General features: G+C 67.5%; 19 protein-coding genes and 1 tRNA gene. 15 read left to right on the top strand and 5 right to left on the bottom strand.

Going from position 1 to position 13,614, the window contains the following annotated elements:
- Nucleotides 1–39: 39 nt before the first annotated feature.
- Nucleotides 40–1,503, bottom strand: coding sequence for an FAD-binding oxidoreductase (locus tag Q0C57_RS08790; RefSeq protein ID WP_296575071.1), 1,464 nt, complete (start codon nucleotides 1,501–1,503; stop codon nucleotides 40–42).
- Between the two features lie 4 nt (nucleotides 1,504–1,507).
- Nucleotides 1,508–2,839, bottom strand: a complete 1,332-nt coding sequence (locus Q0C57_RS08785) for a cytosine deaminase (RefSeq protein WP_296575068.1) — start codon at nucleotides 2,837–2,839, stop codon at nucleotides 1,508–1,510.
- Nucleotides 2,840–3,032: 193 nt separating this feature from the next.
- Here Q0C57_RS08785 and Q0C57_RS08780 point away from each other — a divergent pair.
- From Q0C57_RS08780 to Q0C57_RS08760, 5 genes are all read left to right on the top strand, one after another.
- Nucleotides 3,033–3,107: transfer RNA gene (locus Q0C57_RS08780), tRNA-Gly, on the top strand.
- A 43-nt stretch (nucleotides 3,108–3,150) separates the two neighbouring features.
- On the top strand, nucleotides 3,151–3,348 hold the full coding sequence (locus Q0C57_RS08775) for a hypothetical protein (RefSeq protein WP_296575065.1): 198 nt from the start codon (nucleotides 3,151–3,153) through the stop codon (nucleotides 3,346–3,348).
- 110 nt (nucleotides 3,349–3,458) lie between these two features.
- The gene (locus Q0C57_RS08770; protein WP_296575062.1) at nucleotides 3,459–4,001 is read left to right on the top strand and encodes a GNAT family N-acetyltransferase; all 543 of its coding nucleotides are present in this window, start codon (nucleotides 3,459–3,461) and stop codon (nucleotides 3,999–4,001) included.
- 316 nt (nucleotides 4,002–4,317) lie between these two features.
- A complete protein-coding gene (locus Q0C57_RS08765) occupies nucleotides 4,318–4,527 on the top strand; it encodes a cold-shock protein (RefSeq protein ID WP_296575429.1) in 210 nt (69 codons plus the stop codon).
- Nucleotides 4,528–4,670: 143 nt separating this feature from the next.
- Entirely contained in the window at nucleotides 4,671–4,907 is a 237-nt protein-coding gene (locus Q0C57_RS08760; RefSeq protein ID WP_296575059.1) for a hypothetical protein, read from the top strand.
- A 91-nt stretch (nucleotides 4,908–4,998) separates the two neighbouring features.
- On the opposite strand, the gene Q0C57_RS08755 is transcribed toward Q0C57_RS08760, so the two are convergent.
- Nucleotides 4,999–5,433, bottom strand: a complete 435-nt coding sequence (locus Q0C57_RS08755) for a DUF3429 domain-containing protein (protein ID WP_296575056.1) — start codon at nucleotides 5,431–5,433, stop codon at nucleotides 4,999–5,001.
- Between the two features lie 240 nt (nucleotides 5,434–5,673).
- Here Q0C57_RS08755 and Q0C57_RS08750 point away from each other — a divergent pair, with 240 nt between their 5' ends.
- The 5 genes from Q0C57_RS08750 to Q0C57_RS08730 all read left to right on the top strand — a co-directional run bounded on the left by Q0C57_RS08750 (nucleotide 5,674) and on the right by Q0C57_RS08730 (nucleotide 9,557).
- Nucleotides 5,674–6,423 (top strand): aspartate/glutamate racemase family protein, encoded by a 750-nt coding sequence (locus Q0C57_RS08750; RefSeq protein ID WP_296575053.1) that lies wholly within the window; start codon nucleotides 5,674–5,676, stop codon nucleotides 6,421–6,423.
- 172 nt (nucleotides 6,424–6,595) lie between these two features.
- Nucleotides 6,596–7,609: a TerC family protein gene (locus Q0C57_RS08745; RefSeq protein ID WP_296575050.1), complete on the top strand. Its 1,014-nt coding sequence runs from the start codon at nucleotides 6,596–6,598 to the stop codon at nucleotides 7,607–7,609.
- A gap of 9 nt (nucleotides 7,610–7,618) precedes the next feature.
- The gene (locus Q0C57_RS08740; RefSeq protein WP_296575049.1) at nucleotides 7,619–8,569 is read left to right on the top strand and encodes a sodium-dependent bicarbonate transport family permease; all 951 of its coding nucleotides are present in this window, start codon (nucleotides 7,619–7,621) and stop codon (nucleotides 8,567–8,569) included.
- Nucleotides 8,566–8,877, top strand: coding sequence for a hypothetical protein (locus Q0C57_RS08735; protein WP_296575046.1), 312 nt, complete (start codon nucleotides 8,566–8,568; stop codon nucleotides 8,875–8,877). The genes Q0C57_RS08740 and Q0C57_RS08735 overlap by 4 nt, the downstream gene beginning before the upstream one ends.
- Before the next feature lie 80 nt (nucleotides 8,878–8,957).
- The gene (locus tag Q0C57_RS08730; protein ID WP_296575044.1) at nucleotides 8,958–9,557 is read left to right on the top strand and encodes a histidine phosphatase family protein; all 600 of its coding nucleotides are present in this window, start codon (nucleotides 8,958–8,960) and stop codon (nucleotides 9,555–9,557) included.
- Here Q0C57_RS08730 and Q0C57_RS08725 read toward each other — a convergent pair.
- Entirely contained in the window at nucleotides 9,547–9,951 is a 405-nt protein-coding gene (locus Q0C57_RS08725) for a thiol-disulfide oxidoreductase DCC family protein (protein WP_296575041.1), read from the bottom strand. The two genes, Q0C57_RS08730 and Q0C57_RS08725, sit on opposite strands and share 11 nt — an antisense overlap.
- 254 nt (nucleotides 9,952–10,205) lie before the next feature.
- Between Q0C57_RS08725 and Q0C57_RS08720 the strand changes: the two genes are divergently transcribed.
- Complete coding sequence (locus Q0C57_RS08720; protein WP_296575039.1) at nucleotides 10,206–10,625, top strand: DUF2177 family protein; 420 nt, start codon at nucleotides 10,206–10,208, stop codon at nucleotides 10,623–10,625.
- Here Q0C57_RS08720 and Q0C57_RS08715 read toward each other — a convergent pair.
- Nucleotides 10,603–11,193: a hypothetical protein gene (locus Q0C57_RS08715; RefSeq protein WP_296575036.1), complete on the bottom strand. Its 591-nt coding sequence runs from the start codon at nucleotides 11,191–11,193 to the stop codon at nucleotides 10,603–10,605. The two genes, Q0C57_RS08720 and Q0C57_RS08715, sit on opposite strands and share 23 nt — an antisense overlap.
- A 365-nt stretch (nucleotides 11,194–11,558) precedes the next feature.
- Here Q0C57_RS08715 and Q0C57_RS08710 point away from each other — a divergent pair, with 365 nt between their 5' ends.
- From Q0C57_RS08710 to Q0C57_RS08695, 4 genes are all read left to right on the top strand, one after another.
- Complete coding sequence (locus Q0C57_RS08710; RefSeq protein WP_296575033.1) at nucleotides 11,559–11,822, top strand: DUF1488 family protein; 264 nt, start codon at nucleotides 11,559–11,561, stop codon at nucleotides 11,820–11,822.
- 21 nt (nucleotides 11,823–11,843) lie between these two features.
- Complete coding sequence (locus Q0C57_RS08705; protein WP_296575031.1) at nucleotides 11,844–11,987, top strand: hypothetical protein; 144 nt, start codon at nucleotides 11,844–11,846, stop codon at nucleotides 11,985–11,987.
- Nucleotides 11,988–12,151: 164 nt separating this feature from the next.
- Nucleotides 12,152–12,451 (top strand): transcriptional regulator, encoded by a 300-nt coding sequence (locus Q0C57_RS08700; protein WP_296575028.1) that lies wholly within the window; start codon nucleotides 12,152–12,154, stop codon nucleotides 12,449–12,451.
- 40 nt (nucleotides 12,452–12,491) lie between these two features.
- The gene (locus Q0C57_RS08695) at nucleotides 12,492–13,331 is read left to right on the top strand and encodes a transglutaminase family protein (RefSeq protein ID WP_296575025.1); all 840 of its coding nucleotides are present in this window, start codon (nucleotides 12,492–12,494) and stop codon (nucleotides 13,329–13,331) included.
- The last annotated feature ends 283 nt before the right edge of the window (nucleotides 13,332–13,614 follow it).

Here is a 13,614-nt window from a genome sequence, read left to right as displayed (position 1 = left end):
GGCGCGTGGCGGGAGAGGCCCCGCTCCTTCGCCGCACCATCACGCCTTGCCCCCATCGGCTGCCAGTCCCTTGAACAGGAAGGTGCCCCCTGCGGCATAGTCGTAGGCAGGATCCTCCCAGGCGATCATCTTTCCCGGATTGAGCAGCCCCTGCGGATCGGCCTCCTTCTTGAAGGCGAGTTGCACCGCGTCGGTCTGCTTCATGCCGCCCTCCTCCAGCGTGTAGCGGTGCGGATTGAAGATCGGCGCGCCCATGTCCTCGTGGATCTTCATGATCTCCTCGAGCCGCTCCTCCGTGGTGAAGCGCACCATGGGCAGGCCGAAACAGGTCACCTTGCCGTCGAAGCGGACATATTCCAGATGGCTGATCAGTTCGTCGCCGAAGCGTTCCTCCAGCGCGGCGGCAAGTTTCACCTGGTCGGGGAAGGGATAGAGCACCTGCAGATAGGTGATGGCGGGATCGACACGCAGGGCCCGGAGGGTCGTGTGGTTCCAGGTCAGTTCGAAGCCGGGCGGCAGCTTGCGGCGCTCGTCGTCGCTCAGCTTGTCGGAACGCAGCAGCATTTCGGCTCCCGCCTTGGTCGCCAAGTTGAGCGCCGCATCCACCGCGAAATCGGCAATGACGGCGATGACCACGTGCTGGCCGGGGCGCATGTAGTCCTGGTGGCGCAAAAAATAGGTCTGCGGCGCCGGCGCGGCGATGACCGCGATGTTCTTCTTGGCGATGCCGTCGGCCTCACCCAGCAGATTGGCGAAGGCACTGGCACGCTCGAACGTGTCGAAGCCGAAGAAGAGGTCTGTCCAGGGATAGGCCGGCCCAAGCGGCATCTCCACCTCGGTGATGATGCCGTTGGTGCCGTAGGCATGGGCGACCTTGGCCAGATCGTCGCCGGTGAGATCGAGGACACGGGGCTTCGCCTCCATGGTGACGACCTTGAGCCGGATCACGTTGCCGGCGTCGCGCAGTCCCCCCCAGGTGATCGAACCGACGCCGCCCGACCCGCCGGCGATGAAGCCGCCGACGGAGGCCGTGGCATAGGTCGAGGGGTGCATGCGGATTTCCTGGGCCTGCGGACGAGCCACCTTGTCGATATCGGCGATGATGGCGCCCGCCTCGGCGACGAAGCGCCCGGGCTGGACGGTGAGCACCTTGTTGAGGCCGGAGAGGTCGAGGACGATGCCGCCGGCCAGCGGCATGGCCTGACCGTAATTGCCGGTGCCGGTGCCGCGCGGCGTCACGGGAATGCCGAGTTCATGGGCGGCGGCGAGCACGCGCACCACCTCCTGCTCGCTCGTCGGCGCCACGATGATGTCGCCGACCACGTGGTCAAGCTGGCGTTTCAGGGTCGGCGAGTACCAGTAGAAGTCGCGGCTCTTCTGGCGGACCAGATTGGCATTGTCCTCGGTCTTGATGCCGGCGAGCCTGGCCTTCAGCCCGTCGATATCGTAGCGCGCACGGGCCTCGCCCGCGGCAGCACCGGATGGCGTCTCGCCTGTCGTCATGGGGTCAGCTCCAAAGCCTGTCGAGGTCGCGATAGTCGGGCAGGGTCGTGTCGATGGCGCGTCCGGCGCGGATAACGGTGCGGTCGGACTGGGGCCGGCTGAGAAGCTCGGTCCAGGACCGGCCGCGGAAGACGATGAGGTCGGCCGCCGTGCCGGGGGCGATCCGGCCGCGGCCGGCGAAGCCGCAGGCTTCGGCGGGAGTCGCGGTGGCGGCGCGCGGCCAGTCGCCGACGGGATGGTCGAAATGCAGGATGCGGGTGGCCTCGCGATAGGTCTCCAGCATGTCGAGGTCGCCATAGGCATAGAAGGGATCGCGGGTGTTGTCGCTCGCCACCATGACCGGAATGCCGCGCGCCTTCATCTCGTGCAACAGGGTGACGCCGCGGCGGCGCGGCGTGCGGCCGGGATGGCGATCCTGCAGGTACATGTTGCACATGGGCAGCGACACCACGGCGATGCCGGCCGCGGCGACGCGATCGAGCGTCCGTGCGACCTCGTCCTCCGGCTGAACCGACAGCGAGCAGCAATGGCCGACCACGATGCGGCCGAGGCCCGCCTCGCTCCAGCGGTGGCGGATCGCCGCCTCGGCGATGAGGCGCAGGGAATGGGCGCCGGGGTCCATGGTCTCGTCGACGTGGAAATCGAGCGGCAACCCCGCATCGCGGGCCACCGCGAAGATCGCCTCCAGCCCGGCCGGCAGGTTGGGCGACATGTAGGTGACGCAGCCGAGGCCGCCGCCGAACCGGGCGACCGTCGCCGCGGCGCGCGGCAGGTAGCCGTCCTCGACCGCCACGTCGATGCCGCACAGCGAGGAGGCCTGCAGGTCGATGCGGCCGCGCCAGGTCTCGCGCAGCGCCGCGAGGACCGGCCAGGAGATGTCCATCTGGGCGGGCAGGGAATCGATATGGGTGCGGATGGCGGCGGTGCCGTGGGCGAAGGCGGCCTGCAGCGCGAAGGTCATGCGCGCCTCGACATCGGTTGCCGACCAGTAGCGGGCGCGGTCCTCGCCGACGGCCGCGAGCGCGCCCGGAAAGGTGCCATCGGGATTGGGCGTGCGCGGCCAGATATGCCCCTTGTCGAGATGGGTGTGGGCATCGACGAAGCAGGGAAAGACCATGGACCCGTCGAGCAGGACCGGCGCCACGCCCGGCGCGGTCGGCACCGTGCCCGCCGGATCGACGGCGGCGACGAGGCCGTCCACCACCAGGATGTCGGCGCGGAGGCAATCGTCCCGCAAGAGCCCATCCGCCCGGCGATCCACCAGCGCTGCCGGCACTGTGGCGTCCATCAGCCGGAACTGCGCCGCCGCCGGCAGAGCGAGAAATCCCGAACCCATTGGCCACTCCCGCATCGCCGCCCCTGCGGCACCGTTTGGGGATAGCGGTCCTCCTGCAGTGCGTCAAAGCATGGAGGCGCCAAAGGCCGCGCACGGGCCCTGAAAAAAGTCGAACCTGGCCATTGCAATCGCCCGCGTCCTTTGGCATAGAACCGCCCTCCCCCGGCGCCCAGGCGCTGGCGGGTACCCGGATGCGGGAGTAGCTCAGGGGTAGAGCACAACCTTGCCAAGGTTGGGGTCGAGGGTTCGAATCCCTTCTCCCGCTCCATTTTTCTTCAAGTCGGTCGTCCGTTCGTGGCGGGGAGTTTCGCATGACCTTCGGTTCGGTGAAATCGATCATGCGTGCTGCCGATGCCGACTTCCTGAAAGTGGACGGCGCATCCGAGACCGCCCGGTTTTTCGTGCCGGCGCAGGACCGCCGCATCGAGATCTCGACCCGCGGCGTCACCGTCACCCGCCGCGTGGCCAAGCCCCGCTCGCGCATCCGCCGCTTCGTGCGCGTGAGCTGAGGCGGCACGTTCCGGACCTGCGGTTTTCGATGGCCGGCGTCGGCTGCGCGATCTTGCATCGCCGGCGCAGGCGCGGACAATGAACGGTCGCCCATCCCATCAGGTTCATCGTGTCCCCCGCGTCAAGCCCGATCCTCCGTCCCGCCACCGCAGCCGATATCCCCGCCATTACCGCGATCTACGGGCCGAATGTTGCCGAGGGGATCGCCTCCTTCGAATATGAGGTGCCTGACGCGGCCGAGATGGCGCGGCGCCAGGCGGCTGTGCTGGAGGCCGGCTATCCCTATCTCGTGGCCGAGACCGACGGCACGGTGATCGGCTATGCCTATGCCAGCGCCTATCGCAGCCGTCCCGGCTATCGCTTCGCCTGCGAGAATTCCGTTTATGTGGCGCCGGCCGCGAAGGGGCTCGGCGTCGGCAAGGCGTTGCTGACCCGCCTGATCGCGGAATGCACGCTGCGCGGCTACCGGCAGATGATCGCGGTCATCGGCCATCTCGGCAACCATGGCTCGATCGCGCTGCACCGCGCCTGCGGCTTCACCGTGGTCGGCGTGCTGCCCTCCATCGGCTGGAAGCGCGACCGCTGGGTCGACTGCGTCCTGATGCAGAGGTCACTCGGGGCCGGCGACCAGGGGCCGCCCGACGCCGGCTGATCACAGCCTGGCGGGGGGTGCCGGTTCTCCCCCAGCGAGGGCGGGGGCGCTGGAAAAAGCTGCTGGTCGACTGAAGCTCGCGGTCTGTCTTCGCCCGTATCCGGATCGCCCTGCAACGACACAAAAACACAGCGAGAAGATTTTCCTTGCAGTCTCTGCGGAATCGTCCTACAAGACGGCATCGATGTTTGCTCGGCTGAACTTTGTTTTATTGCCGCTTCGGCGCGCTTCTGACGAACTTCCCCCTTTCGAAAATCGTTCTACCCCGACGCGCAGCCGCGCGAAGGTCTTCTATTGCCAAAAGGGAGGGTTCTTCATGACCACCGGCACAGTGAAATGGTTCAACGCCACCAAGGGTTTCGGCTTCATTCAGCCGGATGACGGCGGCGCCGACGTTTTCGTCCACATCTCTGCCGTCGAGCGCGCCGGAATGCGCGACATCGTCGAGGGCCAGAAGCTCGGTTACGAAGTCATGCGCGACAACAAGTCGGGCAAGATGGCGGCCGAACAGCTTCAGGCTGCTTGATTGCACTTCGCCTTCAGTCCGGTTGCCACGGATGTACTGGGACCTGCGACAAGGCGAGTTGATAGGAAAGGCCGGGCTCACGCCTGGCCTTTTTTGTTCCTGCGGTCGCCACGGCGGCCAAGACCCGATCGGAGTCCTTTGCCATGAGTGACCTGTCCCCGTCGCACCAGAAGGCCAATGCCGCTTTTCTCAAGGTGCAGAAGCAGTCGATTACGCGTGACCGCGTCTTTTCGGACATCGCCGATTCGAACGAGGCCCGTACCGCCAACATGAAAAAGCTGCGCGAATTGCGGCTGGCACGGGAGCAGACGGACGCGATCGAGCGCGCCGCCGCCGCCGCCCTTCCCAAGACCCGCGCCCGCCGCCCGAAGGCCGCCTGAGCCTTCAACAGGCTTGGCGCTCCCTGCGCCCCTGGCGGTCGACAGGCCGTCAGGTCGTGGCCTTCAGGTCATCGACGTCAGGTCATGGACGTCAGGTCATGGCCGCCACGCCGAGCGCCGCCGCCACTGCCGCGGTCAGGCCCAGGCGCAGGCGTCCGTACCATTCCGGCGCCACCGTGCGGCAGGCGAGCCCATAATCCATCAGCCCGAGCAGCACGAAGGCGAGCGTCATCGCCCACAGGCCCGCGGTGGCCGGCAGCAGGGTGGCTGCCCAGCCGACGACAGCCGGGATGACGGCGATGATGAAGTCCCGCACCGCCAGCTTGTCGTCGCTGTAGCCCATGGCGATTCCCCAGCGCACCCCGCCGAGAAACGACAGGATGGCGACGGCATAGGCCATCAGGGCCGCGCGAATCGCCACATCGCCGCCGATCAGCGGCAGGGATGTTCCAGCGGCGAGGGCAACGGCCAGCACCAGGAATGGCGCCAGGCCCCCGATACCCAGCCAGAGGGTAATGGGGGGCATGGCCGCTTCCTGGTCGTCTCTCACATCCACCGTCATCGCTCCTGATCCGCCTGCCCGTTGCTGCGTCGCGACCGGCCGTCAGCGCGGTCTGTCATGATTACGTTCGTTGTCGCCTGCCGGGTCAACGGCACCGACGGCAAGCACCACGCGAAGCGTGACCCCGGCGAGACGAGCGGCTAGGACTACGACTTCCGCGCGGGTGATGCCCGGCGCCGCTCTCTCTCCGTCGAGCCGTTATCCATGCGCCTGCTGATTGCCAATCCCAATACGACCGCGGCGGTCACCGATCGCCTGATGACCGCCGCCGCGGCGGTGAAGGCGCCGGACACCGCGCTGGTCGCCATGACCGCACCGCGCGGCGTGCCCTATATCGCCACCCGCGCCGATGCCGTGGTCGGCGCAGCGGTCGCGCTGGAGATGCTGGCGGAAGCCCATCAGGACGTCGATGCCGCGGTTGTCGCCGCCTTTGGCGATCCCGGCCTCGGCGGAGCGCGCGAACTCTTCGACATCCCTGTCGTCGGCATGGCCGAGGCCGCGATGCTCACCGCCTGCATGCTGGGGCGCTCCTTCGCCATCGTCACCTTTTCCGGCGGCCTGGTGCCCTGGTATCACGAGTGCCTCGACTGGAACGGGCTGCGCGGCCGCTGTGCCGGCATCTTCGCGCTGCAGGGCGCCTTCACCTCGCTCGCCGACGTGCAGGAGGAGAAGGAAGCCGCCCTCGTCGATCTCGCCAACCGGGTCGTTACCGACCACATGGCCGATGTCGTCATCCTCGCCGGTGCGCCCCTGTCGGGCCTCGCCCAGACCGTACGCGCGCGGGTGCCTGTGCCGCTGGTCGACGGCATCCAGGCGGCGGTGAAGCAGGCCGAGGCGCTGGCCGCCCTCAGGCCCGCCAAGGCGACGACCGGCACGTTCCGCCGGCCGGCGGCGAAGACCTGCACCGGCATTTCCGAGTCCCTGCGGCAGCGCTTCGAGCATCGCGACCGCTGACCGGGAGCAGGCTGAGGCGGTTGGTCGCATCGGCCGCCAGCCACCGCATGTGGCCTGAATCGGCCGCATTATCGCCAAGATCGGCGGGCTTTTCTCCGCCCGATCCGGGCCCCTCTGATGGCTCACGCCATGATGTCGGATCATCTCGCAACCTCGAGATACGGGTCCGATCATGGAACTCCTCTCTGATTTTCTGTTGTCCGTCTGGCTGACCAAGCCGGTCTGGATGTGGCTCGCCTTCATCACCATCGTCATCGTTCTGCTCGTCCTCGACCTCGGTGTGCTCCACAAGGGGCACCGCGAGATCGAGACCAAGGAGAGCCTGCTGCTCTCGGCCTTCTACATCACGCTCGGCGTCGCCTTCGGCGCCTGGGTCTGGTGGGCGCTCGGCGCGGAAGCCGGCATGAACTACCTCACCGGCTTCGCCGTCGAGAAGGCGCTGGCGATGGACAATGTCTTCGTCATCGCCATGATCTTCTCGTTTTTCGCGGTGCCGCGGAAATATCAGCACCGGGTGCTGTTCTGGGGGATCATCGGCGTCATCGTCCTGCGCGCCATCATGATCGGCGTCGGCGCCGCCGTGGTCAGCCAGTTTTCCTGGGTTCTCTCGGTCTTTGCGGTGTTCCTCATCGCTACCGGCGTGAAGATGCTGGTCTTCAAGGAAGGCGAGACGGACATCGCGACCAATCCGGTGCTGGCCTTCATGCGGCGGCGGTTCAACGTCACCGACAGCCATCACGGCGAGAAGTTCTTCGTGAAGCTGCCGGACCCGAGGGCGCCGGCGAGTGGCCGGACGGTCTGGTTCATGACGCCGCTGTTCATGGCGCTGGTGCTGATTGAGATCGCCGACGTTATCTTCGCGGTCGATTCGGTGCCGGCCATCTTCGCCATAACCACCGACCCGTTCATCGTCTACACGTCGAACATCTTCGCCATTCTCGGCCTGCGCGCCCTCTATTTCGCCCTCGCCGCCATGGTCCATCGCTTCCACTACCTGAAGACGGCGCTGGCCCTGGTGCTGATCTTCATCGGCTCGAAAGTGTTCGCGGCCGACCTCCTGGGCATCGACAAGGTGCCGCCGGCCCTCTCGCTGGCGGTCACTTTCGGGCTGCTCGCCGGCGGCGTCCTCTACAGCCTGTGGAAGACGCGCGGCCAGGCGGGTCACATGGCGGGCCGGGCCATGTAAGACAGGGGGATGGAAGTCCTTCTCTCGCCAGTCATCCTCTTCTTCGTGCTCGGCGCGCTGGCCGCCGCCGCCCGCTCCGATCTCGCCATCCCCGAGCCTATTGCCAAGGGGATGGCGCTTTACCTAATGGCCGCCATCGGCCTGAAGGGTGGCGTGCAGGTGGCGGAGGGCGGCTTCTCACCCCTGATGGCCACGGCCGCCGTCGCCGGTCTCCTGCTCAGCTGCATTATCCCGGTAGCGGCCTTCGGCCTGCTGCGCAGCGTCGGGCGGCTCGGGCGGATCGATGCGGCAGCGGTCGCCGCCCATTATGGCTCGGTGAGCGTGGTGACCTTCGTGGCCGGCAGCGAGATGCTCTCGGCGGCCGGCATGCCGCCGGCCGGTTTCATGGTGGCGGTGCTCGCCCTGATGGAGACCCCGGCGATCATCGCCGGCCTGATCCTGGCGAAGGGCACCGGGGCCTCCGACAGCCACGAGCGTGGCGAACTCCTGCGCGAGACGCTGCTGAACGGCACAGTCGTGCTGCTGCTCGGCAGCTTCGTCATCGGACTGATTGTGGGCAAGAACGGCTTCGCGACGATCGCGCCCGTCTTCGAGTCCGGTTTCCGCGGCATCCTTTGCCTTTTCCTTCTGGACATGGGCCTGATCGCCATCCGCCGGCTGCGCGAGACGCGGTCACTCACGCTGCGCCTTGCCGGGCTCGGCGTGCTCATGCCGGTGGTCAACGGCACGGTCGGTACGCTGGTCGGGCATGGGATCGGTCTCGATACCGGTTCGGCGGCAGCCCTCGGCATCCTCTGCGCCAGTGCCTCCTACATCGCCGTCCCCGCGGCCATGCGCCTCGCCCTGCCGCAGGCGGATGCCGGCCTGTCGCTGGCCATGTCGCTGGCGGTGACCTTTCCCTTCAACATCGCGCTCGGCATTCCCGCCGTGTCGCTCTTCGCACGATGGTTGGCGTCATGAACAGCACGGCCCGACGCAAGAAGGTTGAGATCCTCGCCGACCAGCCGCTGGTGCGGCGGATCGTCGAGGTGGTGAAACGCTGCGGCGTCACCGGCTACACGGTCCTGCCGGTCGCGGCGGGCGGTGGCCGGCTGAATGCCTGGTCGGACGACCAGATCGCCGGCGCCTCGGCCAAGGCGCTGGTCTTCACCATCACGACGGAGGCCCATGCGGGCGAACTCGTCGAAGCCTTGACGCCGCTGCTCAATTCGTACGGCCTCTTGGTCTGGGTCACCGATGTCGAGGTGGTGCGGCCCGAGCGGTTCTGACGCCGCATCACCTCCGCGTGTCCGGTCGATCCCCGCACCGATGGCCGACGTATCGGCTCGGACTCGGCGGAACGTGACCCATGACCATCGGATATCGGCGCAGGATTCTATCGACCTTCCTCTGCTGGGCGCTGCTGCTGGCGGTCCTGCCAGCCCTGTCCTCCGGCGCCCGCGCACAGGGGAGCGAGGCCCGGGCCTGGGAGGGGCTTGCCAGCGGTGGCGTCGTCCTCTTCCGGCATGCCAATGCGCCCGGCGGCGGCGATCCCCAGGGCATGCGGATCGGCGATTGCGCGACCCAGCGCAATCTCGACGCGGCCGGCCGTGATCAGGCGCGACGGATCGGCGCAGCCTTCGCGATGCGCCGCATCGCCGTGGGCGCAGTCCTGACCTCGCAATGGTGTCGCACGCGCGAAACCGCCGCCCTCGCCTTTCCGGGGCGGTCCGAGGACGCGATGGCCTTCAACTCGTTCTTCAGCAACCGCGCCGCCGGGCCGGCACAGACAGCGGCGGCCCGGGCGATCCTCGCCGGCTGGGCCGGGCCGCAGGCCCTGGTCGTCGTCACCCACCAGGTCAACATCACCGCCTTGACGGGCATTGTCCCCGCATCGGGCGAGGGCATCGTGCTGACAAGGGACGGGGACGGGGACGGCTGGCAGGTGGCCGGCCGGATCAGGCCCTGACGTCGGGCGGCGAACGGCGGGACGTCCAGCGGCCGTAGGCACGCGACAGATAGGGGCGGACCGGCAGGAACAGGCGATAGGCGCCTTCCAGGACCGGCGTGACGCCCGGCAGGCGAGCAAACCTCGCGAGCCAGCGCCAGCCGGGGATTTCCGCCCAGAGCGCGACGAAGGCGGCCGCACCCGAGCGCAGGGTCCCATCAGCTTCCCGCACATGGAAACGGGCCATCGCCTGGCGCGCCGACAGGTCGGGAGCGGGTGCCGTGTCGGTCGCCGAGACATCCACGAAGCAGAGTCGTGCATCGCCGTCCTGGCGGCGATAGAGGTCGATCTCGGCGCGGCAGAGCGGGCAGGATCCGTCGAAAAAAACGGTCGGCTTGTCGGTGGCGGGGGGCATCGGGCGGCGTCCAGCGGGCGGCAGCCTCGTTGGCTGTCCTGACCTGTACGCCGGATAAGGCCAGGCAGTTCTGTCATCCGCTTGTGGCAGGAGCCGTGCCAGCCCGCCGCGCCTCCCGCTGGTGGTCCGCCGCGGCGCGCGTTTCGTAACCTGCCTCGACTTCCAGGGGACGGCGGACGAAGCTGCCGGTCTCTCCCTCGCCGACCGCGCCGATGCCACCCTCAAGCCCGTCATCATCAGGAGATGCCCGCCTCATGACCGCCCGCCTCGCCACCGCCTACGGCGTCACCTTCCTCGCCTTCGTGCTGATCGACGTCCCCTATCTGATGACGCTGGGCGTGCCGATGTTCCGGGCCGTGCTCGGTGATGTCCTGCTCCAAGAGCCGCGGCTCGCCCCCGCCATCCTCTTCTACCTGCTGTTCCCGGCAGGCATCGTGTTCTTCGCCAGCCGGCAGGCTCTTGCGGATGGCTCTCTCGCCACGGCGGCGATCAACGGCGGGGCCTTCGGGTTCTTCGCCTACATGACCTATGAGTTGACCAACCATGCGACCATGCGGCTGTGGGCCTGGAACCTCGTCGTCGTCGACACGCTGTGGGGCACGGTCCTGACCGCCGCCTGCGCGGTCATCGGCGTGGCGGTGGCCCGCCGCATCAGCGCCCGTCCGTCGGCGTGACCGACGCGGCGCGCCACCAGAGGCGGCGCGACAGATAGGCCATCACGGCGAGAAGGCCGCAGACACTGAAGGCATTAATGCGGCGCAGAGATGTCAGTTCATCAGCCGTTATCAGCACGAGCCCTTCGGCGCCTGCGAGGCGGACGGCGCCCATCGCACAGACCATGGCGATGAGGGTGGCCGCCACCGCCAGATTGCGCGTGCGATCGGTGAACAGCAGCAGCGCCAGAGCGATGCAGGGCAGGTAGAAGAGCTCGACACCCGAGGCCGGCCCCATTGCCAGGGTGCACAGGGTCGTGTTGGCCATGCCGGCCGTCACCAGCAAGGCGCCGCCGCGCGCCTCGCTGCTGCGCGCGACATGCGGAACAGCGGCGAAGAGCGGGGCAGAGAACCAGGTGAGGAGCGCCGGCCAGGCCCGTCCACCGAGCAGCAGGTAGAGATAGAAGGGGTAGAAGGGCTGGTTGGAGACGACGATGAAGGCGACCGATCCGGCGATGGCGCTGCGCGGCGTCGTCCCGTCGAAATAGGCCCAGACGGTGGCGGTCATCCGCTTGGCTCCTGCGAGCATGGGCTTTCTCCTTCGGCGGCGCTGTTGCCGGCACCCTCCCGCATACAGCCCGGCAGCCCGATCGGATCGCCGGACCGTTGAGAATCCTGCGCCGACAGCTGTTCTTCATTCTCACGGGGGGCCCTTGAAATAAAGCCAGCGCGCCCCTTCGCGTTTTCAACTTTAACGACTATCTTATGTCGAGGTTCTCCCTGCTCCTGAACGGGCCGGGGCGCAGAACCATGATGAAGGTGTGGTCCGGGCCGCAAGCGGATCGACCCGTCGACCTGCATCCTCTTCCGGCATCCATGCCGGCCGGCTCGGTGTCGATGCACCGATGGAGCGCAACCTCCAGGACGCATCGCCCTTCTGGACCGGAGTCGTGCGTGACCATCGCCTTTCCCAATGCCGCCCGCAGTTTCGACGCCGCCAAGTGCACGATCCGCTTCTGGGGTCATGAATCGCAGTTCGAGTTCACCTTCGACGTGGATGCCGACGCGCTCCGACGACTGAGCCCCCAAAGCGCCGACGACGAGGTCTCGCTGCTGCGCGTCTTCGATGCCAATCGGCCTCGCATCGAGGCGGCGGCGCGCCTCGCCCATTCCCGCGGCCGGCAGACCATCTATCACCTGTCCGCAGCAGCATTCTGAACGTTCAAAAGGGAGGCCACCATGGCCAGAAGCGACAATCGCGGCAGCCGCGAGGCGAAGAAGCCGAAGAAGCCAAAGGTCGCCGAGGTGGCCCCCACCGCCGTGACGAGCTTCGCATCGGTGCAGAAGAAGATCCTGGATGCGGCGGCCAGCCGCAAGAAGTAACGGCCACCCGGTCCGGCCGCCGTCGTCGCGGGTCGGGACCGTCCAACGCTGACCGGCTCGCCGCATTCGCCTTTGCCGCTCCCTTCGGTGTCCGGCGGGCGCGGTGGGCCCATTGATCACGCGCGGGGTCCAAAGCCCCGTAGATTGCACGGGAGTACGCTTTGATGGCCTATCGCAAACCGCCCCTCGAAGGCGCGCGCGCCACAAACCATGCCGGGATCGACAGCGCCGAACGGCGCCGGAGAGAGGCCGTCGCGGCTGAAGAGAAGCTGCGCATCGCCCGCATGGCCAATATGGCGAGGCTTCGGGCACTGCGCCTGGAGAAGGAAGCGGCCGAGGCGGCGGAAGCGGCGCGGATCGCGCTGGAAACACCCGCACCGGTCAAGAAGATGCGCAAGCCGGCGGCAAAGACGGCCACCCGCACCCCATCGGCCCAGACTCCGGCGAAAGCGGCGGCCTCGTGAGCGCGGCCGGCCCATCCCGCTCCCTGCGGATGGCGCTACCATGGTGATCCGCTACGGCTACGAGATCACCGTCACCTGCACCGCACCGACACCGATGGTCTGCCTGCTGACCGCCCATGGCGACCGGGCGCAGGACATCCGCAAGGTGGAGGAGCTGGTGACGACGCCGGCGGTCGACAGCCGCACCTATGTCGATCTCTACGGCAATCTGTGCCGGCGCTTCACCGCCCCGGCGGGAGACCTGACGCTCTGGGCCGACGGCACCATCGCCGACAGCGGCGCCCATGACATCGCCTGTCCGCAGGCCGGCGAGGTTCCGGTGGAGGCGCTGCCCGACAACTGTCTCGTCTATCTCCTCGGCAGCCGCTACTGCGAGACCGACAGGCTGAGCCAGTTGGCCTGGGATCGCTTCGGGCAGATCGCGCCCGGATGGGGCCGGGTCCAGGCCATCTGCGACTTCGTCCATGGCCATATCCGCTTCGGCTATCTCGACGCGCGCTCGACGCGCAGCGCGGCCGAGGCCTATGACGAGCACATCGGCGTCTGCCGCGACTATGCCCATCTGGCCGTCACGCTCTGCCGCTGCATGAACATCCCGGCCCGCTATGTGAACGGCTATCTCGGCGACATTGGCGTGCCCATCGTCGACCCGATGGATTTCAGCGCCTGGATCGAGGTCTATCTCGATGGCGGCTGGATGACCTTTGACCCGCGCAACAACCAACCGCGCATCGGCCGGATCGTGGTGGCGCGCGGCCGCGACGCGGCCGACGTCCCGCTGATCAATTCCTTCGGGCCGCACGTGCTGAAGTCGTTCCGCGTCTGGGCCTATGACGTCACGCATGTCGATGCCGCCGCGTCGCGCGCCGGATGCCCTTGATCGCTTCTTGCGCCGAACTGGCGGGCGTCCGCTGCCTCTGTTCCATCGTCAGTCTGCATGGTGACGATGGAACAGAACTCTTCTTGAACGAGATCACCCGATCTGTCGCATGGGCGCTGACGGGGACCGTACAGATTTCTTCAGTCTGCCACTGGCAAAACCGCGTAAGCGGTGTCCTGAGCCCACCTTCCGCGCGGGGGCGTGACCGACGATGTTCGAGCCGGGAGGGCTTGGGCATATGTCGATGTCAGAGCTTACGCTTAAATCGAGCACCGAGGGGCCG

Source organism: Phreatobacter sp. (genome assembly GCF_022843985.1).
Taxonomy (GTDB): Bacteria; Pseudomonadota; Alphaproteobacteria; order Rhizobiales; family Phreatobacteraceae; genus Phreatobacter.
The sequence above is the reverse complement of the archived record's forward strand: the minus strand, read 5'-3'. Positions and strand labels throughout refer to the sequence as shown.

Excerpts from the sequence above, each read along its gene's own strand:
- Q0C57_RS08790 (WP_296575071.1), bottom strand. The coding sequence starts at position 1,503 with ATGACGACAGGCGAGACGCCATCCGGTGCTGCCGCGGGCGAGGCCCGT.
- Q0C57_RS08785 (WP_296575068.1), bottom strand. The coding sequence starts at position 2,839 with ATGGGTTCGGGATTTCTCGCTCTGCCGGCGGCGGCGCAGTTCCGGCTG.
- Q0C57_RS08775 (WP_296575065.1), top strand. The coding sequence starts at position 3,151 with ATGACCTTCGGTTCGGTGAAATCGATCATGCGTGCTGCCGATGCCGAC.
- Q0C57_RS08765 (WP_296575429.1), top strand. The coding sequence starts at position 4,318 with ATGACCACCGGCACAGTGAAATGGTTCAACGCCACCAAGGGTTTCGGC.
- Q0C57_RS08760 (WP_296575059.1), top strand. The coding sequence starts at position 4,671 with ATGAGTGACCTGTCCCCGTCGCACCAGAAGGCCAATGCCGCTTTTCTC.
- Q0C57_RS08755 (WP_296575056.1), bottom strand. The coding sequence starts at position 5,433 with ATGCCCCCCATTACCCTCTGGCTGGGTATCGGGGGCCTGGCGCCATTC.
- Q0C57_RS08750 (WP_296575053.1), top strand. The coding sequence starts at position 5,674 with ATGCGCCTGCTGATTGCCAATCCCAATACGACCGCGGCGGTCACCGAT.
- Q0C57_RS08745 (WP_296575050.1), top strand. The coding sequence starts at position 6,596 with ATGGAACTCCTCTCTGATTTTCTGTTGTCCGTCTGGCTGACCAAGCCG.
- Q0C57_RS08740 (WP_296575049.1), top strand. The coding sequence starts at position 7,619 with ATGGAAGTCCTTCTCTCGCCAGTCATCCTCTTCTTCGTGCTCGGCGCG.
- Q0C57_RS08735 (WP_296575046.1), top strand. The coding sequence starts at position 8,566 with ATGAACAGCACGGCCCGACGCAAGAAGGTTGAGATCCTCGCCGACCAG.
- Q0C57_RS08730 (WP_296575044.1), top strand. The coding sequence starts at position 8,958 with ATGACCATCGGATATCGGCGCAGGATTCTATCGACCTTCCTCTGCTGG.
- Q0C57_RS08725 (WP_296575041.1), bottom strand. The coding sequence starts at position 9,951 with ATGCCCCCCGCCACCGACAAGCCGACCGTTTTTTTCGACGGATCCTGC.
- Q0C57_RS08720 (WP_296575039.1), top strand. The coding sequence starts at position 10,206 with ATGACCGCCCGCCTCGCCACCGCCTACGGCGTCACCTTCCTCGCCTTC.
- Q0C57_RS08715 (WP_296575036.1), bottom strand. The coding sequence starts at position 11,193 with ATGCTCGCAGGAGCCAAGCGGATGACCGCCACCGTCTGGGCCTATTTC.
- Q0C57_RS08705 (WP_296575031.1), top strand. The coding sequence starts at position 11,844 with ATGGCCAGAAGCGACAATCGCGGCAGCCGCGAGGCGAAGAAGCCGAAG.
- Q0C57_RS08700 (WP_296575028.1), top strand. The coding sequence starts at position 12,152 with ATGGCCTATCGCAAACCGCCCCTCGAAGGCGCGCGCGCCACAAACCAT.
- Q0C57_RS08695 (WP_296575025.1), top strand. The coding sequence starts at position 12,492 with ATGGTGATCCGCTACGGCTACGAGATCACCGTCACCTGCACCGCACCG.